19 protein-coding genes and 1 pseudogene are annotated in these 23,111 nt (G+C 67.3%); 8 read left to right on the top strand and 12 right to left on the bottom strand.

Annotated elements, in window-relative coordinates:
- Positions 1-3 precede the first annotated feature (3 nt).
- Positions 4-2,202 (bottom strand): adenylate/guanylate cyclase domain-containing protein, encoded by a 2,199-nt coding sequence (locus ACJH6I_RS03425; protein WP_318986060.1) that lies wholly within the window; start codon positions 2,200-2,202, stop codon positions 4-6.
- 126 nt (positions 2,203-2,328) lie between these two features.
- Complete coding sequence (locus ACJH6I_RS03420) at positions 2,329-2,913, bottom strand: TetR/AcrR family transcriptional regulator (RefSeq protein WP_318986061.1); 585 nt, start codon at positions 2,911-2,913, stop codon at positions 2,329-2,331.
- Positions 2,914-3,037: 124 nt separating this feature from the next.
- Between ACJH6I_RS03420 and ACJH6I_RS03415 the strand changes: the two genes are divergently transcribed.
- Positions 3,038-4,801 (top strand): acyl-CoA dehydrogenase, encoded by a 1,764-nt coding sequence (locus tag ACJH6I_RS03415; protein WP_406783841.1) that lies wholly within the window; start codon positions 3,038-3,040, stop codon positions 4,799-4,801.
- 67 nt (positions 4,802-4,868) lie between these two features.
- Here ACJH6I_RS03415 and ACJH6I_RS03410 read toward each other — a convergent pair whose 3' ends face one another.
- The 5 genes from ACJH6I_RS03410 to ACJH6I_RS03390 all read right to left on the bottom strand — a co-directional run bounded on the left by ACJH6I_RS03410 (position 4,869) and on the right by ACJH6I_RS03390 (position 10,295).
- Positions 4,869-7,169: an alkaline phosphatase family protein gene (locus ACJH6I_RS03410; RefSeq protein ID WP_318986063.1), complete on the bottom strand. Its 2,301-nt coding sequence runs from the start codon at positions 7,167-7,169 to the stop codon at positions 4,869-4,871.
- A gap of 199 nt (positions 7,170-7,368) precedes the next feature.
- Complete coding sequence (locus ACJH6I_RS03405; RefSeq protein WP_318986064.1) at positions 7,369-7,782, bottom strand: hypothetical protein; 414 nt, start codon at positions 7,780-7,782, stop codon at positions 7,369-7,371.
- Between the two features lie 136 nt (positions 7,783-7,918).
- On the bottom strand, positions 7,919-8,281 hold the full coding sequence (locus tag ACJH6I_RS03400; RefSeq protein ID WP_318986065.1) for a GerW family sporulation protein: 363 nt from the start codon (positions 8,279-8,281) through the stop codon (positions 7,919-7,921).
- A gap of 56 nt (positions 8,282-8,337) precedes the next feature.
- Complete coding sequence (locus ACJH6I_RS03395) at positions 8,338-8,835, bottom strand: TspO/MBR family protein (protein ID WP_318986066.1); 498 nt, start codon at positions 8,833-8,835, stop codon at positions 8,338-8,340.
- Positions 8,836-8,924: 89 nt separating this feature from the next.
- Positions 8,925-10,295 (bottom strand): deoxyribodipyrimidine photo-lyase, encoded by a 1,371-nt coding sequence (locus ACJH6I_RS03390; RefSeq protein ID WP_346416814.1) that lies wholly within the window; start codon positions 10,293-10,295, stop codon positions 8,925-8,927.
- Positions 10,296-10,377: 82 nt separating this feature from the next.
- On the opposite strand from ACJH6I_RS03390, the gene ACJH6I_RS03385 reads away from it, so the two are divergent.
- Positions 10,378-11,145 carry a DUF2127 domain-containing protein gene (locus tag ACJH6I_RS03385; protein WP_406783729.1) on the top strand — a complete coding sequence of 256 codons (768 nt, stop codon included), beginning with the start codon at positions 10,378-10,380 and terminating at the stop codon, positions 11,143-11,145.
- 11 nt (positions 11,146-11,156) lie between these two features.
- Here ACJH6I_RS03385 and ACJH6I_RS03380 read toward each other — a convergent pair whose 3' ends face one another.
- Positions 11,157-12,629 carry an AMP-binding protein gene (locus ACJH6I_RS03380; RefSeq protein WP_318986069.1) on the bottom strand — a complete coding sequence of 491 codons (1,473 nt, stop codon included), beginning with the start codon at positions 12,627-12,629 and terminating at the stop codon, positions 11,157-11,159.
- A 93-nt stretch (positions 12,630-12,722) separates the two neighbouring features.
- A complete protein-coding gene (locus ACJH6I_RS03375) occupies positions 12,723-13,739 on the bottom strand; it encodes an NADP-dependent oxidoreductase (RefSeq protein WP_318986070.1) in 1,017 nt (338 codons plus the stop codon).
- Positions 13,740-13,883: 144 nt separating this feature from the next.
- Here ACJH6I_RS03375 and ACJH6I_RS03370 point away from each other — a divergent pair, with 144 nt between their 5' ends.
- The 5 genes and pseudogenes from ACJH6I_RS03370 (at position 13,884) to ACJH6I_RS03350 (ending at position 18,864) form a co-directional block, all read left to right on the top strand.
- Positions 13,884-14,399 (top strand): WXG100 family type VII secretion target, encoded by a 516-nt coding sequence (locus ACJH6I_RS03370; protein ID WP_318986071.1) that lies wholly within the window; start codon positions 13,884-13,886, stop codon positions 14,397-14,399.
- Entirely contained in the window at positions 14,396-15,577 is a 1,182-nt protein-coding gene (locus ACJH6I_RS03365) for a type VII secretion target (RefSeq protein ID WP_318986072.1), read from the top strand. The genes ACJH6I_RS03370 and ACJH6I_RS03365 overlap by 4 nt, the downstream gene beginning before the upstream one ends.
- Positions 15,574-16,581: a hypothetical protein gene (locus tag ACJH6I_RS03360; RefSeq protein ID WP_318986073.1), complete on the top strand. Its 1,008-nt coding sequence runs from the start codon at positions 15,574-15,576 to the stop codon at positions 16,579-16,581. Before ACJH6I_RS03365 ends, ACJH6I_RS03360 begins: the two co-directional genes overlap by 4 nt.
- A 64-nt stretch (positions 16,582-16,645) precedes the next feature.
- A complete protein-coding gene (locus tag ACJH6I_RS03355; RefSeq protein ID WP_318986074.1) occupies positions 16,646-17,296 on the top strand; it encodes a nucleoside/nucleotide kinase family protein in 651 nt (216 codons plus the stop codon).
- Positions 17,297-17,449: 153 nt separating this feature from the next.
- Positions 17,450-18,864: pseudogene (locus ACJH6I_RS03350) on the top strand (DUF222 domain-containing protein).
- A 56-nt stretch (positions 18,865-18,920) separates the two neighbouring features.
- On the opposite strand, the gene ACJH6I_RS03345 reads toward ACJH6I_RS03350, so the two are convergent.
- The 3 genes from ACJH6I_RS03345 to ACJH6I_RS03335 all read right to left on the bottom strand — a co-directional run bounded on the left by ACJH6I_RS03345 (position 18,921) and on the right by ACJH6I_RS03335 (position 22,018).
- The gene (locus tag ACJH6I_RS03345; RefSeq protein ID WP_318986076.1) at positions 18,921-20,045 is read right to left on the bottom strand and encodes an acyl-CoA dehydrogenase family protein; all 1,125 of its coding nucleotides are present in this window, start codon (positions 20,043-20,045) and stop codon (positions 18,921-18,923) included.
- Positions 20,046-21,278: an acyl-CoA dehydrogenase family protein gene (locus ACJH6I_RS03340; protein ID WP_406783728.1), complete on the bottom strand. Its 1,233-nt coding sequence runs from the start codon at positions 21,276-21,278 to the stop codon at positions 20,046-20,048. It abuts the gene before it with no gap.
- A gap of 71 nt (positions 21,279-21,349) precedes the next feature.
- On the bottom strand, positions 21,350-22,018 hold the full coding sequence (locus tag ACJH6I_RS03335; protein WP_406783727.1) for a ScbR family autoregulator-binding transcription factor: 669 nt from the start codon (positions 22,016-22,018) through the stop codon (positions 21,350-21,352).
- A gap of 185 nt (positions 22,019-22,203) precedes the next feature.
- Between ACJH6I_RS03335 and ACJH6I_RS03330 the strand changes: the two genes are divergently transcribed.
- Entirely contained in the window at positions 22,204-23,109 is a 906-nt protein-coding gene (locus ACJH6I_RS03330; RefSeq protein WP_406783726.1) for a hypothetical protein, read from the top strand.
- The last annotated feature ends 2 nt before the right edge of the window (positions 23,110-23,111 follow it).

The raw sequence follows: 23,111 nt of genomic DNA, 5'->3' as shown, positions 1-23,111 counted from the left end.
GGCCTACCGCCGCCCCGCCAGCCGCCAGATGGGCTCTTCGACATCGTCGACGATGTGCTGCCCGGCCGGCGTGAATCGGTGGGTGTCGTGCACGGCGTCGTACACCCGCCCGGTGATGTAGATCCCGGGCTCGGCGCCGCCGGCCTGAATCTGATAGGCCAAATCGACTGCGCTGCCCCACATGTCGTACATCATGGTGGCGCCGCCCACCAGGCCGCTGGTGACGGTGCCGGTGTCGATGCCGGCCCGGAAACCGAGCTGCAGATTGTCCTCGTCGTTGAGGCGGGCGACGATGCGCTGCAACTCGATGGCGAAGTTGACGATGCGCTCGACGTTGTCCAGCCGGGGCACGTTCAAACCGCAGCTCGCCGTGTATCCGTTGCGCAGGATGCGCACCGGTTCGACTCCGCTGCGTTCGGCGGCGTCGTCGAACTGGCGCACCAATTCGTTGACCACCGTGAGGAATTGGTCGGCCGGTAGCGCGCTGGAGAGGGCGTCGAGACCGTCGATGTCGGCGAAGAGCACCGCGACGTCCTGATGGTTCTCGCTGATCGTCTCCTCGCCGCTGCGATAGCGCTCGATGACCGATTCGGGCATCAGCGAGCGCAGCAACTGGGCGTTCTCGCGGCGTTCGCGCCGCAGCAGATCGTCCTTGATGCCGAGCAGCCGGCTCATGTCGTTGAATGTCTTGGTCAGATCCCCGAATTCGTCGCGCGTCCGCACCGGGATCATCGCGTCGTAGTCGCCCCGGCTGACCTTCTGGGCGCCGGCCTCGAGCCGTCGGATGGGCCGCACGAACAGCTGCGCGAGTGCCATGGCGGCCAGGCAGTCCAGGATGACGATCGCGGTCACCGCGACGCCCATGGTCCTGGTGAAGACGCGTTCGGGCGCAAAGGCTTCCGCGGTGTCGATCTTCGCGACGATCGACCAGTTGACGTCGGGGCCGACGGTCACGGGTGCATACGACTGCAGCGTTTCCTGACCGAGGTAGTCGGTGGCGATCAGCACCCCCGACTGGCCGCGCTGCGCGGCGCGGGTGGCGGGGCCGCCGACGGGCTGTATCAGCGTGGTACCGCCGAGCCGGACGGCGCGCTCAGCCAACTCGGCGGGTGTCCCGGCCGCGACGACATCGTGTTGATAGGTCTGCCGATTCTCCTCGAAGAGGCGGGAATTCGACCGCATGAGATCGTCGGTGCCGGCGAGGTAGGTCTCGCCGGTCGAGCCCAGACCGTTCGCCTGCCACTTGCCGCTGAACGTCATCAGCGCGTTCAGCCCGGAGATGGGGAACTGCAGCGCCACCACTCCCACGGTGCGGCCGCCCGTCACGACCGGCGCGGCCATCCAGGCGATCGGGTGGTCGGCGGCCGGGTGATAGGTCTGGTAGTCGGTGACGGCGACGTACCCGACGCGGTCGGCGCCCATGGCTTTGGCGTAGGCCTCGTGCAGGTTGCCCTGCTGGTATGGACCCGACAGGACGTTCGTGCCGAGGTCCGCACGCTTCTTGGCCGAGTACACGACGTTGCCGGTGGCGTCGATCAACAGGGCGTCGCCGTAGCCGAACAGCCGCACGATCTCCTGGAAGAACGGGTTGTAGCGGGCCGAGGCGGCGCCCCAGGCGGTGGGGTCGGGCGGTGGCGGTGGGCCGTTGGGCCGTGCCGCGGCGACGGTGTACCGGGCCTGCAGGTACTTGGCCGCGTTGGACGACGGCAACAGCACGTCGAGGTTCAGCTTGGCCCCCGTCGCCCGCTCGACGGGGTTGATCAGTTCCTGGTTGTAGTAGTCGACGATCGCCTGCTGCTCGGCGGGATCGATTGTGGCATTGGCCAATTCGTTGAACCCGGTGCTGAAGGCCTGCACGGCTTCGGCCATCGCCGGCCCGCTGGTATAGATGAGCAGGGCGTTCTTCAGGTTGGTGACCTGGGCGGCGAACTGCCGGGACTGTGTCTCACGGACCTGCGTCAGCCGATCGAAGGCGGCGTTGCGCAACGAGGCCTGGCCGGTCTGGTACCCGATGAAACCCACGATGGCGGCCGAGACGATGCTCGCGCCCAGCAGCATCGTGATGAGCTTCGACTGGATGCTGAATCTGCCGCGCACCCGGCGCAACCGGACCTCGGCCGTTGGCGCGTCGCCCGTGATGGACGGGCTGTCGTCGGCCGCCGTCGCGACCTGTTCGCGATCCTCCGGTGGAGGGTTGACCATCGGGCCTCCTGTCGTCGGCAGCAAGTACATCACGACCGCCGACGGTTCACTGGCCGGTTATGGCAGGTAGAGCCCGAAAAATCGGGGGCGCGACCGGGCCGCCGAAGGAACTGCCGCAGAGTGCGGTCAGCGCACCAGGCGGGCGGCGACCTGGGCGTAGATCTCGCCCAATTTGTGGGGATCGCGGTGCGTCCGCGAGGGGAACCAGCGGCAGACGTCGACGCACAGCGACGAGATGGCCATCACGACGTCGTCGAGGTTGTCGACGTGGAATTCGCCTGTCGCCATGCCGGATTCGATGATGTTGGCGATCACGGCGGTGACCTGGTGCCGCAGCGGGGCGATGGTGCGGTAGTGGGCCGGGGTCAGGCCGTGGAGCTCGTACTGCACGACCCTGGCCTGCTTGCTGTTCTCCGCGTGCCAGGTGGCGAAGGCCGCGACGACCGTGTGGAAGCGTTCCGCGCTCGGCGCGCCGGCATCGTCGGTGGCCCGCAGCGTCGCCAGCAGGCTGCCGTGCCCTTCCAGGGCGATGGCGTAGAGCAGTTCTTCCTTCGACCGGTAATGCGGGTACATGGCCGTCGCGCTCATGTTGAGGCGTTTGGCGATCTGACGGGTCGAGGTGCCGCCGTAGCCGGATTCCGCGAACGCCTCGATGGCCGCCCGCCGGATGCGCTCGGCGGCGGCCGAGTCGGTGGTCCGGTCGGTCTTCATGTGCTGGTGATCGTACACACAGTTGACACAGACCCGGCCGATAGGCGATATTAGCAATCGCTTAGGAAATGAGCGACTGCTAATGTCTGGCTGCATTGGAAGGTAGAACCCAGTGACTGATTTCATGTCTCGGCGCGACCTGGACTTCTTGCTGTACGAGTGGCTTGACGTCGTCGAGCTCACCAAGCACGAGCACTTCGCGGAGCACTCGCGGGACACCTTCGATGCCGTCCTCGATCTGAGCGCCGACATCGCCACCAAGCGCTTCGCGCCGCACAACAAGAAGGCCGACCACAACCCGCCGTTCGTGGACGAGACCGGCAAGGTCGTGCTGATCGACGAGATCAAGCAGGCGCTGGACGACTTCAACGGCGCGGGCCTGATGGCCAGCTCGTTCGACGAGCGTGTCGGCGGCATGCAGTTGCCCAATGTCGTCGCGCAGTCGTCGGCCGCGTTCTTCCGTGCCGCGAACCCCGCCACCTTCTCGTACGCGTTCCTCACCGTCGGCAACGCCAACCTGCTGACCGAGTACGGCACCGAAGAGCAGATCGACACCTGGGTCCGCCCGATGCTCGAGGGCCGCTACTTCGGCACCATGTGCCTCTCCGAGCCCGACGCCGGCTCGTCGCTCGCCGACATCAGCACCAAGGCCACCAAGGCCGCCGACGGCACCTACCGGGTCACCGGCACCAAGATGTGGATCACCGGCGGTGACCACGAGCTGTCCGAGAACATCGTGCACCTGGTCCTGGCCAAGGTCCCGGGCGGCGGCCCCGGCGTGAAGGGCATCTCGCTTTTCATCGTGCCGAAGTACCTCACCGACGGCACCCGCAACGACGTCGCGCTCGTCAGCCTCAACCACAAGATGGGCAATCACGGCACCACCAACGCCCTGCTGAACTTCGGTGACGGTAGCCACCAGCCCACCGACGAGCCCGGCGCCGTCGGCTACCTCGTGGGCGAGGAGCACCGCGGCCTGGCCTACATGTTCCACATGATGAACGAGGCCCGCGTGGCCGTCGGCTCCATGGCCACCGCCATCGGCTACGCCGGTTACCTCACGTCGCTGGAGTACGCCAAGGTGCGCACCCAGGGCCGTCCGGTCGGCGACAAGGATCCGTCGCGCGCGCAGGTCGCGATCATCGAGCACGCCGACGTCAAGCGCATGCTGCTGGCCCAGAAGTCTTACGTGGAAGGTGCTTTGGCGCTCGGCCTGTACTGCGCCCGGCTGGTCGACCAGATCAAGATCTTCACCGGCGCCGAACGCGACGAGGCCGAGCTGATGCTCGAGGTCCTCACCCCGATCGCCAAGAGCTGGCCGTCGCAGTGGTGCCTGGAAGCCAACAACCTCGGCATCCAGATTCACGGCGGCTACGGCTACACCACCGAGTACGACGTCGAGCAGCAGTACCGCGACAACCGCCTCAACGCCATTCACGAAGGCACGCATGGCATTCACGGCATCGACCTGCTCGGCCGCAAGGTCGTCATGCAGGGCGGCGCCGGCCTGAAGCTACTGCAGCGCCGGATCGGGGAGACCGTCCAGACCGCACTGCAGTCGGAGGCGACGGCCGGCTACGCGCGGGAGCTGCAGGCGCAGATCGACCGGCTCGCCGAGGTCACCGCGACGCTGTGGGCCGCAGGCGATCCCGAGACCACCCTGGCCAACTCGACCGCATACCTGGAAGCTGCGGGCCACATCGTGATGGCCTGGATCTGGCTGGAGCAGCTGGTTGCCGCCGGCGGCAACACCGGCAACTTCTACGACGGGAAACGTGCTGCCGCGCAGTACTTCTTCCGTTACGAGCTGCCGAAGGTGACGACCCAGCTGGACCTGCTGGCCAGCCTGGACCGCACCACCGTCGAAGCGCAGGTCGACTGGTTCTGATCCACCGACCCAACCGGAAGTAGACGTCGGACCCGAGGTTTTCCTCGGGTCCGACTCTCGTTTTGGGCTACGGCATGACCGGCGGCGTGCCCCAGAAGTCGTTGAGCGGCACGGCGTAGGCATCGTTGTTGGTCAGCGGCGCCAATTGCAGTGAATCCTCGATGGTGCGCAGCAGGCTGTAGTGGTTGGCGTAGCTGGTGCTGGTGAAGTTACCCGAACGCATCCCGGCGTCGACGGCTGCCGGAGATGGGATCACCACGGTGACAACGCGATTGCCGCCGTTGCCGAAACCGAGCGACAGGTTGTCGCTGTCTTCGTCGAACGTGACGACGATGGCCGACCGCTGTGTCGGGTCGTTCCAGACGGCCGAATTCAGAATGGTCGGGATGGTCTGCTGAGCGAACTGATCAGCCGCCTTGACGTTGTACTGGTGGTTGGTGAGCAGCGCCCCGATGTAGTTGAGGACGCCCTGGACGGAGTCGATGGGACCTTCGCCGTTGTTGGCTTCATTGGCCGCGAACCAGGCGAAGTTGGGCGTCGTGGCCGACGATGAGAGGTCGGTCGCCAGCTGGGTCAATGGATGGAGATGCGCAGTGGCGCGGGCCTGATTGTTGTAGATGTCGCTGTACGCCAGGAACGGCAACTGGTCGGGCGCATAATCGCTTGTCGACACGTAAGGCCCGGCGGCGGACATGCCCTGCGCGTACCCGGCCCAGGTCTTGCCCACCGATTCGATTCGGTCGGCGAGGTTGGTGGCATCGATGCAGTTGGTCGCGCAGTTGTAGCTGAGGCCGAAGTCGGAGCCGCCGAGGATCGGGTAGTAGTTCGGGTCGCTCGGATGCGTCAGCGCGTAGTAGTCGGTCGCGACGCCGTAGGTGTCGATCAGGCTGTTGAGGTACGGCGCGTTGGCGCTGCCGACGATGTCCTTGTAGCCCTTGTTCTCCAGGTAGACCATGAAGATGTGGTCGAGCGCGCCGACCGTCGACTTCGGCGGGGTGGGCGGCGGCGGTGCCGGCAGCGACGCCCCGACGGTGAACGAGAGATCGTCGGCGAACGCGTTGTTGTAGCCGCCGGTCAGCGGGTTCGAGTCCTTGAGCGTGACGACCACCTGCGCGGTGCGGGTGTTGACGGGGATGGTGCCTTCGGTGCTGCGTTCGAGCAATCCGGTCTGGAACCAGCGCTCGAGGGGACCGACCGGTGCCACTTTGCCGACGCCGAGCTGCGTCCCGCCGGCGTCGAAGAACGTGACCTTGATCGACGCGGCCGAAGGATCGATCATGGCGCCGCCCAGGAATCCGCTCAGCTTGAACGGTGTCGTGCCGGCGTCGATGCCCGCCGCGGCGCCACTGAGATCGACCGTCTGGGTCAACGTGGAGGTTGCGACGTTGCCGCCGCCGAAGAACTGGGTGTCGCCCGGGGTGGGTCGATCGCTCGGAAAATTGAAGATGGGCGGAAGCGTCGGCCCCGGTGTCGGCAGACCCAACGGGATCTGGCGCACGGTGCCGTACTTGATGACGGTCGGCGTGCCGGTGACGGTCCAGCCGGGGATGGACACCGTGCTGCCGCCGGACAGTGACGGATCACCGAGCTCTGCGCCGGGGTTGGTCAGGAGGTTCGGGCTGGTCACATTCCAGGCCGAAACCACATGGGGTGGAAGGAGATTCGTCTCGATCTGCCTGCGCACCCACGCGAGTACCGTCCACAACGCCGCTGAATTGGCGGGTACGTTCGACGGCAGGACCGACACGAGCGGTTTCAGTGCGATGCTGAGGAGTTGCTTTGCCGCGGTGACGATCTGGTTGATCGGGTTGGGGACGATCGGAGCCGGCACGGTGGGCGTGACGAGCGCTGCCAGTGGTGCCGCGGTGCGGGCAGTTGATGCGGTGGCCGGCACGGCCGCGGTCGCGACGATCGACGGTGCGGGGGAGCGTTTGACCGTGGCGGCGGGCTGCGGCCGACTGATTTTTGTTGTGGTGCTGGTGGATTCGCTCGAGGTCGAGGTCGGCGCTGCCTTGATGGCGCTGTGCGCGTGCCGATTGGGGTCCGCGTCACGGTGCTTGTCGGCCGCGTCCGCGCTTCTGCCTTCGCCGCCCTTGTTTTTGGGCTGTCGCTTGGGTTTGTGGGCCGACGGCGCCGGCACGTCTGACCTGGACGCCGGCGCGGAGTCCGGTTGTGCCGCTGTCGCCGGGGCGGGCGCGCGCTTGGGCGCCGGTTTGCCTGAGGCTGCCGCGTCCGCGGCATGCGCGGTATCCGGCGTCGTTGATGACGGCTCGGCGTAGGCGATCGCCTGCCCGGTCGTGAGCGATATGCCGACCCCGAAAAACACTGCCAGGGCACCGACCCGGCCGATGTACCGTGAGCAACCCATGGTCGTTCCCTCCGCCCGTGCGCTGTTGGCTGTCAGCGGTAACGGTAGAAAGAATTGACGCCCGAGTTAGCATTTCTGCCCGGGATGCGGCTGGGAGTATCCGTAGAGGTTCCTGGGATTTGAGCGATGACGGCCGTCGCCGGTGCCGAACGTGGGCCGCCACCCCGTCGGAATGACGGAGTGGCGGCCACGTCTTCGGTTAGAGGCGGATGAACGCGCTTCCCTGCGCGTCCCACACGCCCCAGGCGCCGAGGTCAGGGTTCCAGACCACCTGCAGGCCGGTTGCCCAGTCAGGCAGCGGCGGTGCCGGCGGCGTGCCCATCGGCGGCACCACCGGGACCAGGACCCACGACGGCGTCGCGGTGAACGGAATGCGGTCCTGCGGCATCGGGCCGCCGTGTCCAGGAGGCGGCAGGAAGCCGTGTCCCGGCGGGAGCGGATTGCCGGGTGTCCCGGCGTTTACGCCGGGACCGGGGACGGTCGGCGACGGAAATGGCGGTGTCGGCTTCGGGCCGACCGGGTCTGCCTGCGCGAGACCGGCCCCGACGCCGAGGCCTGCCAGGCCAAGCATGCTGGTCGCGACTGCACGCGCTGCGGTCTTCTTCAAGGTCATGGGTTGATCTCCTTGCGTGTGCTCGTGATGAAAGAGGAATCGCTCTTCCGCGCTGTCCCGCGGTCGAACAACTCCACGACCCCCGCAACACCAGATACCCGGGTGCGGCGTGACGAAACCACGCAATGTGGAGAAGCTATGAATGGAATCGGCGCCGATGCGGCGCCAGATGACCCTGATTGGACAGGTCAGGCCACGGTGGGCGCCGCAGCAGCGTGAGGCAGCCGATCGTCGCGGCCACCAGGCCTGTCACCACGCCGATCAACGCAATCCGGTCGGCGTCCACGGCAGGCACCCAGGTCGTTCCGTCGTCACGGATCACGAAGACGCCCAGCGGTTTCGCTGTCGTTCCGCTGCCGGAGTGGCTGACCTTGGCGACGGGAATCACAGTCGAACCGTCGGGTGTGTGGTAGGGCTCGGCGAACACCCGCCCGGCCGCGTCATCGGCGAACTGGTCGAGAAAAGCTTCCGGATTCTGCAACCTGGCCTCCACGTGCATCGAGCGATGGTCGCCAGCGTAGGTCGATTGCCCCGTGATGTGCCAGACTTCGGCCGCTATGCCGGGCCGACTCGGCGGTTCAGCTGCCGGATGTGCCCGCACAACACGGTGGCGAAAGCGCACCACAGGGGGTACAGCGCCAGCGGGGCGGCCCGTCCGCCGATCGCCTCGACAGCCCGCCGCGTCAGATCGGCGCTGCTCACCGTGAGCGCGGCGCTGACCGCCGTCGCGGTGCCGAAACGGCGGCGGTTGAAGAACAGCCAGGACCACGCGGCGTTGAGTGCGAGGTTGAGCGCGAGTCCGTTCCGGTAGGCGCGTCGTTCGGTGTCGCAGCCCGTTGCCCCCAGTTCGTCGATCGCGGCTGCCGACACCACGGCGATATCGGCGTAGAGCGCCGGCCAGACGATCGGAAACACCTGCCGTGGCGGCTGGTAGGCCGGCTTGCGCAGCTGCGCGTACCAGGGCGACCGGACCGCCGGCGCCGTGGCCGCTCCGCCGATCGCCGCGGTGGCGGCGGTCGCAACTCCCGTTATCAGCAAGGTGGTGACACGCATGGAAATCCTTCCCCCGGTACAGAAAATCGAGACGGCCCTGGGCAATTGGCAGTGACTCACTTTCGATGCTGCCATACGCCGCGATGCGGCTATCTTTTCCGTGCAGCGGCGCTGTGGGCGCCGAGCGCTTGATACCGGCGAAGGGCCTCGGCGCGTTCCTCGCCATGGTCGACGACGGCTGCCGGGTAGCTCGACGGACGCGATCCCGATTTGAGGTGCGGATCAGTCACGTCGGCCAACTCGGGAACCCAGCGGCGGATGTAGTCGCCGGTGGGGTCGAACTTCTGCCCTTGCGCTGTCGGATTGAACACGCGGAAGTACGGCGCGGCATCGGTGCCGCTGCCCGCGCACCATTGCCAGCCATGCTGATTGTTGGCGATGTCGCCGTCCACCAACTGCTCCAGGAACCAGCGGGCGCCCCATTGCCACGGCAGGTGCAGGTCTTTGACCAGAAATGATGCGGTGATCATCCGCACCCGGTTGGGCATGAAACCGGTCTGGCTCAATTGCCGCATACCGGCGTCGACGAACGGAAACCCGGTCTGACCGGCCTTCCAGGCTTCGAACAGCCGCTCCGCCTCATCGTCGGTATCGGTTTCGATGGCGTCGAAATCGCGATTCCAGTTGTGCCACGCGCTGTCCGGCCAGTGGTGCAGCACCGCGGCATAGAAATCACGAAAAGCGAGCTGGCGCAAGTACGCAACGTGGCTGCTGTCATTCAGGTCGAGACCGGCGGCCATGGTGCGCGGGTGGATGGTGCCGAACTTCAGGTGCACCGACATCTGACTGGTGCCGTCGATGCCGGGCAGATCGCGATGTTCGGCATAGTTGCCGAGGCCCGCGTCGACGAATCGTCGCCACTGGCGTAGTGCGGCCTCCTCGCCGGCGGCGAAGCCGGACGACGTACCGGTGTCCGGGATGTCCACTGGTTCGGCGACCCCGGCGGCCAGACTGCCCGGATCGATCCACTGTGCCGAGTCCGCACCGGTGCCCGCCGGCTGCCGCCAACCGTGGTCACGCCAGCGCCGGAAGAACGGCGTGAAGACCCGGTACGGGCTGTCGTCGTCTTTGGTGACCCGCCCGGGCGAGACCAGGTAGGGCGAGCCGGTGGGAATCAACGGAATGCCATCGAGAGCGTCCCGGACCCGGTCATCGCGACGACGGCCGAACGGCGAGAAGTCCGCGGAGATGTGCACGGCACTGGCACCGATGTCCTTGGCGATCAGCGGAATTCGCTCCTCAGGGTGCCCGCGGGTGATGAGCAGCCGGCCGTCCAGCTCGGTGCGAAGGTGCCTCAGGCAGTCGCCCAGGAACGCCAGGCGGCGCGCACCCGACGCCGCCTCGAGGCGCGGGTCGAGCACAAAGCATCCGAGGACGTCACGGTCCTGATCTATCGCAGCTGCCAGGGCCGGCAGGTCTTGGAGCCGCAGATCGCGACGGAACCACAGTAAGGACGGCATCGGTCCATCTTCGTATGAACCGGCCGAACCGCGACGCCCGGATTCGGGTGCTCCGCTCAGCTCATCTCGATACGGTACGGGCATGGTGGATTTCGCCCTCCGGTCCTGTGGCCTACGCGGTCATGCAACATTCGCACCGGATGAACCGGAGCTGGCCGCCCGATTGCACGTACAGACGCCGGTCGGTGAGGCATGGCGCTGCCTGCGGTGTGAGACGTTCGTCGTCGGCCCGCCGCGCGGGAAGGGGCCGGCGGAGTCAGCACCCGAAGTTCCGCGCGGCCGTCTGCTGCGCGACCGGGTGCTGATGCGAGTGCTGGCCGTCGAGCGGGTCTTCCGATTCCTGCTACTGGCGGCGATGTCCTATGGCGTTTTCCGGGTACGGGCGGCACGCGTGCATCTGCGGGACATGTTCGAGAAGGACCTGCCCCTGCTGCGCCCGCTGGCCGACCAGATCGGCTGGAACATCGACGGCTCCAAGATCATTCGGCACATCAACGACGCGTTCACCATGTCGGGCACGACGCTGTTGTGGATCGGCATCGGCATCGCGGTATATGCGTTGCTCGAATTGGTGGAGGCCGTTGGGCTGTGGGGGATGTGGCGCTGGGGAGAGTACTTCGCGGTGGTGGCCACCGGCATCTTCCTGCCGCTGGAAATATACGAGCTGACCGAGAAGGTCACGACGCTACGGGTGGCGATGCTGCTGGTGAACATCATCGCGGTGCTGTGGTTGTTGTGGAGCAAGCGGCTTTTCGGCCTCAACGGCGGCGGCGCGGCGTACCGGCGGGAGCACGAGACCGAGAGCTTGATGAGCGTCGAGCGGGCGGGCCTCGCGACGGCCACGCCCTGAGCCGGCCTGACCTATCCTGTGAACTGGGCGCGGAGTTGTTGGCGCAGTAGCTGTTTCGCGATCTTGCCAGTTGTCGTGAGAGGTAGGGCGTCGACGAACACGACGTGCCGGGGGCGCTTGAAGGCCGCGATGCGTTCGCGAACATACGCGGTGAGGGCATCCGCGTCAGGGTGAGCCCCGCCGCTGGGCACGACCACCGCGCAGATGGCCTCGCCCCAATACGGATCGGGGACCCCCACGACCGCAACCTGATCCACGTCGGGGTGTGATGACAGCGCGTCCTCGACTTCCCGCGACGACACGTTCTCGCCGCCGGTGATGATGATGTCCTTCAGCCGGTCGGACACCACGAGACGGCCCTGGTCGTCGAGGTATCCGACGTCGCCGGTGGGTAACCAGCCGTCGTCGTCGGTCGTGGGTGTGTCGGGCCAGTACCGCACCGCTACCTGGTCGCCGCGAACCAGGATTTCGCCGTTCGGCGCGATGCGGATCTGCACGTCGGCGTGGGGGCGGCCGGCGGTGGCGAGCACGGCGGTGTCGCCGGCGGCGCCGGCGCGATGGTCCTCGGGGCCGAGAAACGTGACGTTGCCGCCGGTTTCGGTCATGCCGTAGCCCTGGTGGAAGCCCACGTCGAGGCGGTCGAGGGCACGCCGCAGCAGGTCGGCCGGGATGGCCGACGAGCCATAGGCGATGTCGCGCAACGACGGCAGGTCGGTGCCGGTTTGGTCGAGATGGGCCAGCAGGCTGTGCAGCATGGTCGGGGCCAGTGAACACGAGGTGACCCGGTACCGGTTCACCGCGGTGGCGAAGGCTTCGGGCCGGAACGCCGCGACCGGCAGCACCGTCGATTGCGCGGCGTGGTGCACCAGCATGTTGTACCCGGCGATGTGGCACATGGGAAAGGGCAGCAGATACACGCCGCCGGGACGCACCGACCTGCCGGCGATGCTGCCCCGGACCGCCGTGGTGATCGAACGATGGGTGTGGACAACACCTTTCGGCGTTCCCGTCGACCCGCTGGTGAACAGCAGCCAGACGGGGTCGTCGGTATCCGGCTCATCGGCCTCGGGCCACTGCACCGATTGCGTTGCCGCAGTCCATTGTTCGCTGTCGAAAGGGATCGCGTCCGGCCGGCCCAGAGGCTCCAGATACCGGCCGTCGCCGAGGACCAGGACGGGAGTTGCGGTCGCCAGTTGCGCGACATGCTCGTCGGCGCTGAGCCGCTGATTGATCAGGACGAGGATGCGTCCGGCGCGCGGCACGGCGTAGTAGAGCGTGGCGTAGTGCGGGCTGTTGTCGGCGATCACGGCGACGCGGTCGCCGCGGGTGGTCCGGGATGCGATCCAGCCGGCGACCGCCGCGATGGACCGGTCGAATTGCGCGAACGTCGTGACGGTGCCGTCTTCGGCGATGAGGGCAGGACGATCGGGTACCACGGCCGCGGCGTCGGACACCAGGTGATGGAGCAATTCGCCGTGCCCCACAACGCCTCCCGTGCCTCGGCCTGAACGTCCGCATCACGCTACCAGTCCCGTGGTCGGATACATCTCCGTCCCAAGGGCTTTGGCCGGGCGAGCTCAGTCGGTGTGCGCGGCGAGGATGACCTTCCCGCGGACATGGCCGGCCTCGACGAGGCGGTGCGCGTCGGCGACCTGTGCCAGCGGCACTACCTCGGTCTCCGGCGGCCGGATCGCGCCCTTGGCGCAGAGTGCGGCCAACTCCGCCAGGTGCTGCGGCTGGCGCTGCACCGCGATCATGTTGGAGACGATCCGCACCCCGCGCTCGGCGGCACGCGCCACCCGCTCCTCGTCGGCGCGCGAAATGAGGGTCTCGATCTCGACGTAGCTGCCGCCCGGTGCCACCAGCTCCTCGGCGTGCGGCAGCAGGGTGTCCAGACCGACGGCATCGAGCACCTGATCGACGCCCGACGGGGCCCAGGCCCGCAGCTGCGCCACGACGTCGCCGCCCCGGTAGTCGATGGCCAGGTCGGCGCCGAGTTCGGTGACGTAGTCGAAGTTCCTCGGGCTGCAGGTCACCGCGACCTGCGCACCCAGCGCGCGGGCGATCTGGATCGCGATGCTGCCGACACCGCCGGCACCGCCGTTGATCAGCACGGTCTGGCCGCTCTGCAGCTCGCCGGCGTCGACCATGCCCCCGTAGGCCGTGCTGCCGGCGACCGGCAGACCGGCGGCGTCGGCGTAGCTCCAGCCCTCGGGCAGCGGCGCGAGCAGTTCGGAAGAGGCCAGGCAGTACTCGGCGTAGGTGCCGTCTGCGCCGTTGCGCTGATTGGACATCCCGAAGACCTGGTCACCCACCCGCCAGCGCGTCATGTCGGGCCCGACGGCAGCGATGACGCCGGCCAGATCGAAGCCCAGCACGAACGGGAAGTGGTAGTCGATGTAGGCGGACAGCTTGCCCTCGCGGGTTTTCCAGTCCGCCGGGTTGACACTGGCGCAGGCGATCTCGACCAGCACCTCGTCTGCTCGGGGTACCGGGGTGGGCAGCTCGGCGGCATGCAGGACGTCGGGGCCGCCGAATTCGGTCAGCACCATCGCCTGCATCGTGTTCGGCGGGGCAGCGATGTGGAAGGTCATCATTCGGTCTTAGTCGGCCCGCAGAGTCTGTGGAAGGCAGGTTCCCACTCGGTGACACCCTCGCTTCGGGATTCGATTTTGGCGACCGGCGGCCTGCGGCCCGTGGGGGACAATGGAGGGACCGATGGGAACGGGGGACGGTCCATGCCGTACACGGTGTCGCAGGTGCTGAATTCCGATCCGGAAGCCCTGCTGACCGCATCCCTCGACGCGCGCGCCGCGGCGCAGCGCGTCGACGCTCAGATCGACCGGGCACGAACGCAATTCGCCCACCTTGCCGAGGGCTGGACCGGCGCCGCCGCCGATGCCGCGCAGAAGCAGGGCCGCGAATCACTCGACGAGCAGACCGCATACCGGAACCACCTCGATGCCGTGGCCGGACCGTTGGCGACAGGTGGCGCGCAGCTCACCGAGCTCCGCGCCGGCCTGAAGAAGGCGGTCGACGCCGCCGAGGCACAGTGGGACGTCGCCGACGACGGTGGGGTCACCCCGGGTTTCTGGCTCCGCTGGTACGCGCGGGTGTCGCCGGTCCAGGCGCTGCAGATCGCGGCCAAGCGAATCGAGGTCGAGAACGAGATCAAACTCCTGCTCGCGAAATTCGAGGCGGCCGACCGGGACACCGGCCATCAGATCCGCAAGGTCGGCTGGGAACTGGCATGACCGCGCCGCTGACCGTCGTCGTGGCCGCGCTGCGGGAAACCGCGGCAGCGTTGGCGGAGGTGGCCGGCGGGCTGTGCAACGACGGCGGCGGTCCCGAGCTCTCGGCCGCCGCGGGTCCGGTCGCCGGACTCGACAGCGGCCAGGCGTGCCGCGAGGCGGGGGACGCGTTCCGCCGTCGTGCGCAGGTGCTCGGACAGGGCATGTCCGCTTTCGCGGGGAAGCTCGAATCGGCGGCGCTCCGCTACGAGCACGGCGACCGCGCGGCCGCCGAACGTATTCCGTTCGACGTGCCGGAAGCCAAAGACGCCCGCATCGGCGACGATCCCGGGGAACCGGGATACGACCCCGTCAACAAATACGAGGACGCGCTGCGCGACGCGGGCCTGCTGAGCGGACCGAGTGACGGGTACTACCGCGAGTGGCTGCAGAATGCGGCGAAAAAGGGGGCGCCGCCGCAGGTCATCGTCGACATCGCGCGGCAGCAGCACATCACGCCGGCGAGTTTCGACATCTTCAACGGTATGGAGCGCGTCGTCGACAACAACCGGACGAGCGTCGATCCCGGCGACGACAACACCTACTTCCTGATCCCCGCGGGGACCAGTGCCGCCGACGCCCGTCGGGCCGTGCTGATGACGTACATCCTGAACGCCGGCACCGGATACAAGAAGGGAAACCCGAACACCGATTTCGCCGAGACGCCCTACACCGCGAACGAGGTGCAGCGCATAGTCGACCGGCAGGCAGCGAATTCCTGGAGTTACGAACAGGTTCCGCGACTGGCGGGCAGCGGCGGACGGTTCGCGACGACGCCCAACGGCATGCTGATGGGCCTGGGCGGTGGCTTCATCCAGAACCAGCTGAGCCAGCAGGCCGGATCGACCTACGGTGACGTGTTCCTGATCAACATCGACCACCCGGCCGATGCGCGCGACCAACTCCGGATGATCATCGGGTCGGGGCAGATGTGGTACGACGGACCCGGCGGCGCCCGCCAACGCGACGTGGACATCGATCCCATCCTGCATCACGAGGAGCGGCATTCGGCGCAGTGGGCCGCCTTGGGGCCGGTCGAATTCGTCAAGCAGTACGCGATCAGTCTGGGCGCCGAAAGACTGACCGGCCGCCGGAATCCGTTCGAGACCAACGCCGGTGCTTCCGACGGGGGCTATTCGTGATTCGCCGAATCCTCTGCCTGGGTGCGGCTCTGGTGACGCTGATCGCCTTGGTCGGCTGTGATCCGCTGGGTAAGCCTTCGCTGCCGGTTCACTTCGGCGTCCGGGTGACGGACGGACACCTGCGGCTGTGGACCGGCTCGCCGTGCCGCGGCACGACGGCGGTCGACGTCACCTTCAACATGGATGGCCGCGACAAGGCGGAGTTGAAGCTCGAGGCGACCCCACTGCCGGAAGCTGTTGGCGCACAGAAGGCCCCGCCGAATCCCGGTTCCGAAGTCGAGTACGTCACGGTCGGCGGACCCTATCCGGGGTTCGACGTGGTGACGCCGCTGCCCGCCGGATTCGATTGGCGCACCGCGGACACCGTGTACGTCTTCCCGCAGTCGCCGGGCGCATTCGGGTCCGTCAGCAAGCTGGGCCGGGCGATCGAGGAATCGAACCGGCATCCGCCCGATACCTACTGGTTCGAGGGAATCGGTTGGCTCAACCCGCAGGATCTCGCCGCGCAGGACGGCACGAAGTTCCTGGCGCTGTGTTCACGTGATCCTGCTCGAGGCTCGCAGCTACCAAGGGTTTTCGGAGTTCGCGTCACCGACGGGACATTGCGGGTCTGGCCCGGCCGGTACTGCGGTCCGGTGGACGACGTGATTCTGACGTTCCAGCCCGGTCAGGCGGATTTGGTGCTGGCCGCCGACCCCCGCAGTGCGTCTCCGTTCGATTCCTTGACCGCCACCGGACCGTATCCGGGCTTCGCCGTGGTGCGGCCGCTGCCCGGCGGATTCGACTGGCGGACCCAGAAAACGGTGGTATTGCGGGTCTACCGCACAGCAGGGGAGCCGTGGACCACGACCACCGACCTCGGTCCGGCCGTGAACGAGTCGGGCCGACATGCTCCAGATACCTACTGGTTTCAGGGATTCGGCTGGTTGGGTCCCGCTGATGTCGCCGGCAAGGACGGTAAGGAGCTGTTGACCGCGTGTGCGCCCGAGCCTCAGCGTCGGTGACACCGTTGACGTCGTGTGCTGCACGTCTTCGACTTGGACGCGCTGAGCGGCTAGTGTCCGCGCCATGGCCCCGTTGACCGCCGATGTCGCCCGACTGCTCGAGGAGCGGTCGGGCCGCGTGGTCGTCGGTCTGACGGGGCCGCCGGGTGTCGGCAAGTCGACGGCAGCCGAGCGCCTGGTCGACGAATTCAATTCCACTCAGCGCGATTTCGCGGCCCTGGTGCCGATGGATGGGTTTCATCTCTCCAACCGGCAGCTGGTGCGGCTGGGGCGGAAAGGCCGTAAGGGCGCCCCGGACACCTTCGATGCCGCCGGCTTCCTGGTGTCGCTGGCTCGGGTGCGGGAGGCCTACCAGTCCGCGGATGTCTATGTGCCACAGTTCGATCGGGCACTCGAGGAGTCTGTCGCGGCCGGTCTGGTCGTGCCGGCGGCGGCCCGGCTTGTGGTCACGGAGGGCAATTACCTGGCCCTGCCGTCCCACGGTTTCTCCGGTGCGCGGCAGCTGATCGACCGGCTCTACTATCTGGGGTGCGCTGACGATGTGCGGCGGAAGCGACTGCTTGCGCGCCACATCGCCGGCGGGCGGAGCCTGATCGCCGCCGAGCATTGGGTGCGTGCGGTCGACGAGCCGAATGCGCGGTTGATCGCCGAGACCGAGGGCTTCTGTGACGTGACGTGGGATGTCGACGAAGGTGCGGCCAGCTGGCCGACCTAGCGGCCGCGTCGTACATTCGGTCCAATTGCCTTGCTAGGCATGCCCATTGCCGCTGTCGAGAAACTTTGGTCACTTTGTTTTCGCTGGTCACGGTAGGCAACTAGCGTCACATCGCCACGGTTTCTTGTCGGTACTTCGAACTAGTGTTCGAGTATGAGATTGACCGATCCGGCCGCTGTCGAGGAGGCGTACGCCGCCTACGAGGCTGCGCAGGCTCGGCTCGCTGCCGTGGATTACACCGGGCTCAGTGTGCCTGAACTGCTGGCGTTACAGTCGCGCCGGGAAACCCTGAAATGTGCGGCCGAGGCGGTCGATCACCAGATCCTGGTTGCCGCGCAGTCTCAGGTGACGGCCCGGGAGTTGGGGGCGAAGAATTGGGCCGAGGTGCTGCGTATCCGGTTGCGCGTGGATACCACCGAAGCCAACCGCCGGGTCCGCGATGCCCAGCATTTGGCGCGGCGCACCGGGCTGACCGGCGAGCTGTTGGCGCCGTTGTTCGAGTTCGTCGCCGCAGCCCAGGCCGAAGGGGCGATCAACGCCGAGCACGTCAAAGTGATCACCGGGTTCATCAACAAACTCCCCGGCTGGATCGACCTCGGCACCCGCGGGCAGTTCGAACAGTCGCTGGTTGCCGGGGCGCGGCACCAAACCCCGAGGAACTGCGCGCCGCCGCCGAGGCGCTGCTCTACCTACTCGATCAGGACGGACCGCTGCCTGATGATGCCGAACGCGCCCGCAAGCGCGGCCTGACCGTGTCCAAACAACGGCCTGACGGGATGTCGGATCTGCAGGGCACCTTGACCCCGGAAGCGCGGGCCTACCTCGACGCCCTGTTGGACAAATACGCCGCCCCGGGCATGTGCAACCCCGCCGATCCGCAGCCCTGCCTGTCGGGTACTCCGTCGGCCGAGCAGATCGCCGCCGACACCCGCACCCCGGCCCAGCGCCGCCATGACGCCTGCACCGCGGTGTTCCGGATGCTGCTGGCCTCCGGGACGCTGGGGGAGCACAACGGCGTGCCGGTTGGTGTCGTGGCCACCTGCACCGTGACCGATTTGGAGCAGCGCACCGGGGTCGCGCTCACCCACACCGGCAGCACGCTGCCCATCAAGGATCTGCTGCAGATGGCCGCCACCAACGGAGCCGACCACTACCTCGCTGTGTTCGACCGGCACAGTGAACAGCTGCTGTATATGGGTCGAGCGCGGCGCACGGCCACCGTCGCTCAACGTTTCGCGCTGTTCGCCCGGGACCGCGGCTGCACCAAACCCAACTGCACCGCCCCCGCCTCACGCTGCCAAGCCCACCATGTCGACACCGACTGGCGCGACGGCGGCCTCACCAACATCACCACCCTTGCCCTCGCGTGCGGCTGCGACAATCGCCTCGCCGACACCGGCGGCTGGCACACCACCATGGGGCCCAGCGGCCGCGCCCACTGGACCCCACCACCACTACTGGACGTCGGCCAACCACGCACCAACCACTACTGGCACCCCACGCTCTACCCGCCCGAGGGCGGAGACGACGAGGGTGGCGACGGTGAAAGTGACAGTCCACCAAAGTAATAGAGCAATCGTGCATCCGCGTGACCGCGTGACCGCGGCCGACCGGCGGCGCGAGCTCAGCCGCGGGTCAGTTCGGCGTAGCGGGTCACGTGGTGGTCGGTGGAGCCGTATTCGTATTGCACGGCGGTCAGCCTCTTGAAGTAGTGGCCGATGGCGAGCTCTTCGGTCATGCCCATGCCGCCGTGCAGCTGGACGGCGTTCTGGCCGATGAAGCGCGCGGCGCGGCCGACGGTGGCCTTGGCCGCGGAAACCGCGCGTGCTCGGGTCTGCGCGTCAGCGCCCAGGTTCAGCACGGCCAGGTAGACCGCCGACACGGACTGTTCGAGCTCCATGTGCATGTCCACCATGCGATGCTGCAGTGCCTGGAAGCTGCCGATCGGCTGGCCGAACTGCTGGCGCTGCTTGGCGTATTCGACGGTGTCGGCCAACACCTTTCGCATGTTGCCGACGGCTTCGGCGCACACGGCGGCGGCGCCCTCGTCGCGCGCCTGGGCGATGGACGGCCAGGCGTCGCCTTCGGTGCCGAGGAGTGCGTCGCCCGGCAGTCGTAGTTCGCGCAGTTCCAGGTCGGCCGCGCGCCGGTCGTCGACGGTGCGGTAGCTGTGCATCGTCAGCCCGGCGCGGGGCTCGGACACGTCGACCAGGAACAGCGAGATGCCGCCGGCGGTCTGCGCGGTGACGAGCAGATGCGTGGCCAACGGCGCGTTGACCACCACGATCTTGTCGCCGCTCAGTACCCAGGCGTCGCCGTCGCGGGTGGCGGTGGTCTGGACGTCCTGCCAGCGGTCGCCACTGTGCGCCTCGGCTGCAGCGAGTGCGACAACCGCTGTGCCGGAGGCGATTTCCTCCAACACCGGGCCTGCCACCGGGCTACCGGATCGCAGCAGCAGGCCGCCGGCGACCACCGCGGTGTCCACGTACGGTTCGATGACCAGGGCGTGACCCAGCGCTTCGGCGATCAACATGACCTCGACGGGCCCGCCGCCGATGCCGCCGACGTCCTCGGGCAGCGCGGCGCCGAGGATGCCGAGTTCCTCGGCGAACGACCGCCAGATGTCGGGCTGCCAGCCCGGCCCGGATTTCGCTGCCGCACGGCTGGATTCGAGGTCGTACCGGCCGGCCAGGAACTTGGACAGGCCGTCCCGGAGAAGTTCCTGTTCCGCGGAGAAGGTGAAGTCCATTTACAGCCCCAATTCTGCTTTGGCGAGGATGTTGCGCTGAATTTCGTTGCTGCCGGCGTAGATCGACCCGGCGCGGTCGTTGAAGTAGCGCAGTGGCGCCACGGCCTGCCATGCCTCACCACTGACGTAACCGTCTGCGGGAGGGGTGAATTCGGCCACCGGACCACCGGGACGGGTGGCATGCGGCTGGTACGCCCGACCTCTGGGCCCGGCGGCCTCCATGGCCAGTTCGGTCAGGGTCTGGCTCAACTCCGTGGAGAGGACCTTGAGCATCGACGACGCTGCGCCCGGATGGCCGCCGCCGGCCAGCGCGGCCAGCACGCGGTATTCGAGTATCTCGAGCACTTCGGTACGAATCCGTGCATCGGCGAGCTTGCGCGAGAACGCGGCATCGTCGAGCAGCCGGCCGCCGTCGGGGCCCGCCGCCTTCGCCGCCGCCGCGGCGATGTCGGCGGCCAGCACCTGCAGGCCCGGGGCGGCGGCGCCGCCGCCGCGCTCGAACTCGAGCAGGTACTTCGCGACGGTCCAGCCGTCGTCGATCTGTCCGATGACATTGCTCTTGGGCACCCGGACCGCGTCGAAGAACACCTGGTTCTGGACCTCTTCGCCGGACGTCATCACCAGCGGCCGGATCTCGATGCCCGGTGTGCTCATGTCCATGAGCACGAAGGTGATGCCGTGTTGCTTCTTGGCGCTGCGGGTGGTGCGCACGAGCGCGAACATCCAGTTGGCCTCGGTGGCGTGGGTGGTCCAGATCTTGCTGCCGGTGCACACCAGGTCGTCGCCGTCGGAAACGGCGGCCATGGTCAGGGCGGCCAGGTCGGATCCGGCTTCGGGCTCGGAGTAGCCCTGGCAGAAGAAGACCTCGCCGGTCAGGATGCGGGGCAGAAAGTAGTCCTTCTGTTCCGGGGTGCCGAAGCGGATGATCGCGTGCGCCACCATGCGGATACCCATGGGGGACAGGGACGGCGCCCCGGCCAGGGTCGACTCCCGGCTGAAGATGTAGTGCTGCGTCAAGCTCCAATCGCAGCCGCCGTATTCGACGGGCCAGGCCGGTGCTGCCCAACCGCGCTCGTGGAGGATGCGCTGCCAGGCGAGACTCGCGTCGTGATCGCTGTACACGCTCGTCATCAGCCGCCCGGCTTCTCGGATGTCCGGTGTCAGATTTTCCTGCAGAAACGTGCGTACTTCATCGCGGAATGCCAGATCGCTGGCCGACCATTTGAGGTCCATGCAGACTCCTCTGTCGCTTGGGCTGATGGCAGCCTAGCAACAAAGAAGTGAACTTAGTTAGCGATGTGGACTCAGGGTGTGGCGGTGTGCTCCGTGATGTCGGTCTGTCGCGCGGATGCGGCCACCATGAAGTCGAGATGACGGTCGAGCGATTCCGCCGTCACGATCGCGGGCATCAGAACGCGCCACTGCTTGGTGAACCGGTCGCGGAGGTCGTCACCGTCGGAGGCGGCGCTGGACATCAACTCCGCGCCGAGGATCCACGCCACCAGCGTGTTGGCAACATCGGCTGGGTCCGCGCCGGGGCGCAGGTCGCCGTCCGTTTCGGCGCGTTTGATGTCCGAGGTGAACTGGTCGACGAAGTTGACGTAGCTGTGTCGCGCGGTCGGGTTGAACCCCGCGAACGTCCGCAGCAGTTTGGTTCCGGCCTGGGCCGTGCGGTTGGTCGCCAGCAGATCGCTGGTGGTGAAGGTGCCGACGATCAGTGACTTCATCGCGCTGTGCTCCGAATCCCGTGCGGACTGGAACACGTTGTGCAGCAGAACCATTGCCTCTTCGATGATGACAGTGGCCAGTGCCTCTTTGGAATCGAAGTGGTAGTACAGCGCACCCTTGGTCAGCTCGGCGCGTTCGATGATGTCAGCCAATCCAGCGGCGGGATAACCGATCTCGTTGATCAAATCGACAGCAGAGTCAATGATCTTGCGTCGGGTCACTTCGGATCGCGGCTGGCGCCCCATTCGTCGATCACCTTCCGTCAGCGCGCGTTCTGTGGCTAGCCCCCCGAATCATCCTAAGGGTGCCATAACGTAGGCCGTTGTTGGTGTCGTTCATTCCGAGAGTATGTAAAGTAGCCGAACGGCGAAATCGATCCCTGGCTGTCGGATTGTTGCAATTCGCTGCCGCTTAACTCAGGGATTTCAGGTTGGATTGGGACGCAGAAGTTGACGTGCTGTGTGTCGGCGCCGGTATCGGTGGCCTGGCGACAGCCATTGCCGCGGTCGACGCCGCCGCAGATGTGATGGTTGCCGGAGTGCTCCACGCCGATGACGGGCGTTGGCTGCGCGGCAACGATGTGCACTGCGTCACTCTGGGCGCCGCGCTCGACGCGCGGATCGACGAGTTCGGCGTACCGCGAGGGTTTCCCGACGACGAGCCCGAGCCGGAAGCCGATGGGCCCGGCGAGGCCGAACCGGCCGAGCCGGACACCGACGAGCAACTCGATGCCACCGCCGTCTATTTCGCCGCGGTCACCGCCGAAGTCGATGTCGACGCGAGCGCACCGCCGCCGCACGGCAGGTCGGTGCCCGCCCGTGCCGTACGCGAGCTGACGGAGTCCGAAACGCACACTCGCACCATCGAGACGTTCGTCGGCGCGGAACTGCTCGACTGGGCGCGGGTCTGCCTGGATTCGGCCACCGGCGCGCTCTACAGCACGGTTCGCGGCTGGTCCTCGGAAACCCTGCGCGATTCGGCGGGCAAGACGCTTCGAGTGGCTTCCCTCGGCGGCATCGAATGGCGCGCGGGCGACGGGCCGGACGAACTGTTCGACTGGCTGGCCGCGGCTGCTGCCGAACGCGACATCGCGGTGAGTGCGGCGAGCACGCTGCAGACGCTGCTCTTCGAAGACCGCCGAATCGTGGGAGCGGAACTGAACACGCCCGACGGACCGTACTTCGTCCGTGCGCGCCACGGCGTCGTGATCTCTCCCGACTTCACCGGCGGGGGCATACCCGCGGAGACCGATGCCCTGCCGGCCGGCGCCCTCGAGGTCTGTATCGTGGCGCGGCCCGCCAGCAGATTCGCCCGCGTGGAACTGGTTGCGCGCTAGCG

Origin of the sequence: Mycobacterium sp. SMC-13, from assembly GCF_045311035.1 — a bacterium.
Taxonomy (GTDB): Bacteria; Actinomycetota; Actinomycetes; order Mycobacteriales; family Mycobacteriaceae; genus Mycobacterium.
Note: the sequence above shows the minus strand (reverse complement) of the source record. Positions and strands in the feature narration are given on the sequence as shown.

What these genes read in the sequence shown, in the direction of transcription:
- ACJH6I_RS03425 (WP_318986060.1), bottom strand. Translation starts at nt 2,202, where the DNA reads ATGGTCAACCCTCCACCGGAGGATCGCGAACAGGTCGCGACGGCGGCC.
- ACJH6I_RS03420 (WP_318986061.1), bottom strand. Translation starts at nt 2,913, where the DNA reads ATGAAGACCGACCGGACCACCGACTCGGCCGCCGCCGAGCGCATCCGG.
- ACJH6I_RS03415 (WP_406783841.1), top strand. Translation starts at nt 3,038, where the DNA reads ATGTCTCGGCGCGACCTGGACTTCTTGCTGTACGAGTGGCTTGACGTC.
- ACJH6I_RS03410 (WP_318986063.1), bottom strand. Translation starts at nt 7,169, where the DNA reads ATGGGTTGCTCACGGTACATCGGCCGGGTCGGTGCCCTGGCAGTGTTT.
- ACJH6I_RS03405 (WP_318986064.1), bottom strand. Translation starts at nt 7,782, where the DNA reads ATGACCTTGAAGAAGACCGCAGCGCGTGCAGTCGCGACCAGCATGCTT.
- ACJH6I_RS03400 (WP_318986065.1), bottom strand. Translation starts at nt 8,281, where the DNA reads ATGCACGTGGAGGCCAGGTTGCAGAATCCGGAAGCTTTTCTCGACCAG.
- ACJH6I_RS03395 (WP_318986066.1), bottom strand. Translation starts at nt 8,835, where the DNA reads ATGCGTGTCACCACCTTGCTGATAACGGGAGTTGCGACCGCCGCCACC.
- ACJH6I_RS03390 (WP_346416814.1), bottom strand. Translation starts at nt 10,295, where the DNA reads ATGCCGTCCTTACTGTGGTTCCGTCGCGATCTGCGGCTCCAAGACCTG.
- ACJH6I_RS03385 (WP_406783729.1), top strand. Translation starts at nt 10,378, where the DNA reads ATGGTGGATTTCGCCCTCCGGTCCTGTGGCCTACGCGGTCATGCAACA.
- ACJH6I_RS03375 (WP_318986070.1), bottom strand. Translation starts at nt 13,739, where the DNA reads ATGACCTTCCACATCGCTGCCCCGCCGAACACGATGCAGGCGATGGTG.
- ACJH6I_RS03370 (WP_318986071.1), top strand. Translation starts at nt 13,884, where the DNA reads ATGCCGTACACGGTGTCGCAGGTGCTGAATTCCGATCCGGAAGCCCTG.
- ACJH6I_RS03365 (WP_318986072.1), top strand. Translation starts at nt 14,396, where the DNA reads ATGACCGCGCCGCTGACCGTCGTCGTGGCCGCGCTGCGGGAAACCGCG.
- ACJH6I_RS03355 (WP_318986074.1), top strand. Translation starts at nt 16,646, where the DNA reads ATGGCCCCGTTGACCGCCGATGTCGCCCGACTGCTCGAGGAGCGGTCG.
- ACJH6I_RS03345 (WP_318986076.1), bottom strand. Translation starts at nt 20,045, where the DNA reads ATGGACTTCACCTTCTCCGCGGAACAGGAACTTCTCCGGGACGGCCTG.
- ACJH6I_RS03340 (WP_406783728.1), bottom strand. Translation starts at nt 21,278, where the DNA reads ATGGACCTCAAATGGTCGGCCAGCGATCTGGCATTCCGCGATGAAGTA.
- ACJH6I_RS03335 (WP_406783727.1), bottom strand. Translation starts at nt 22,018, where the DNA reads ATGGGGCGCCAGCCGCGATCCGAAGTGACCCGACGCAAGATCATTGAC.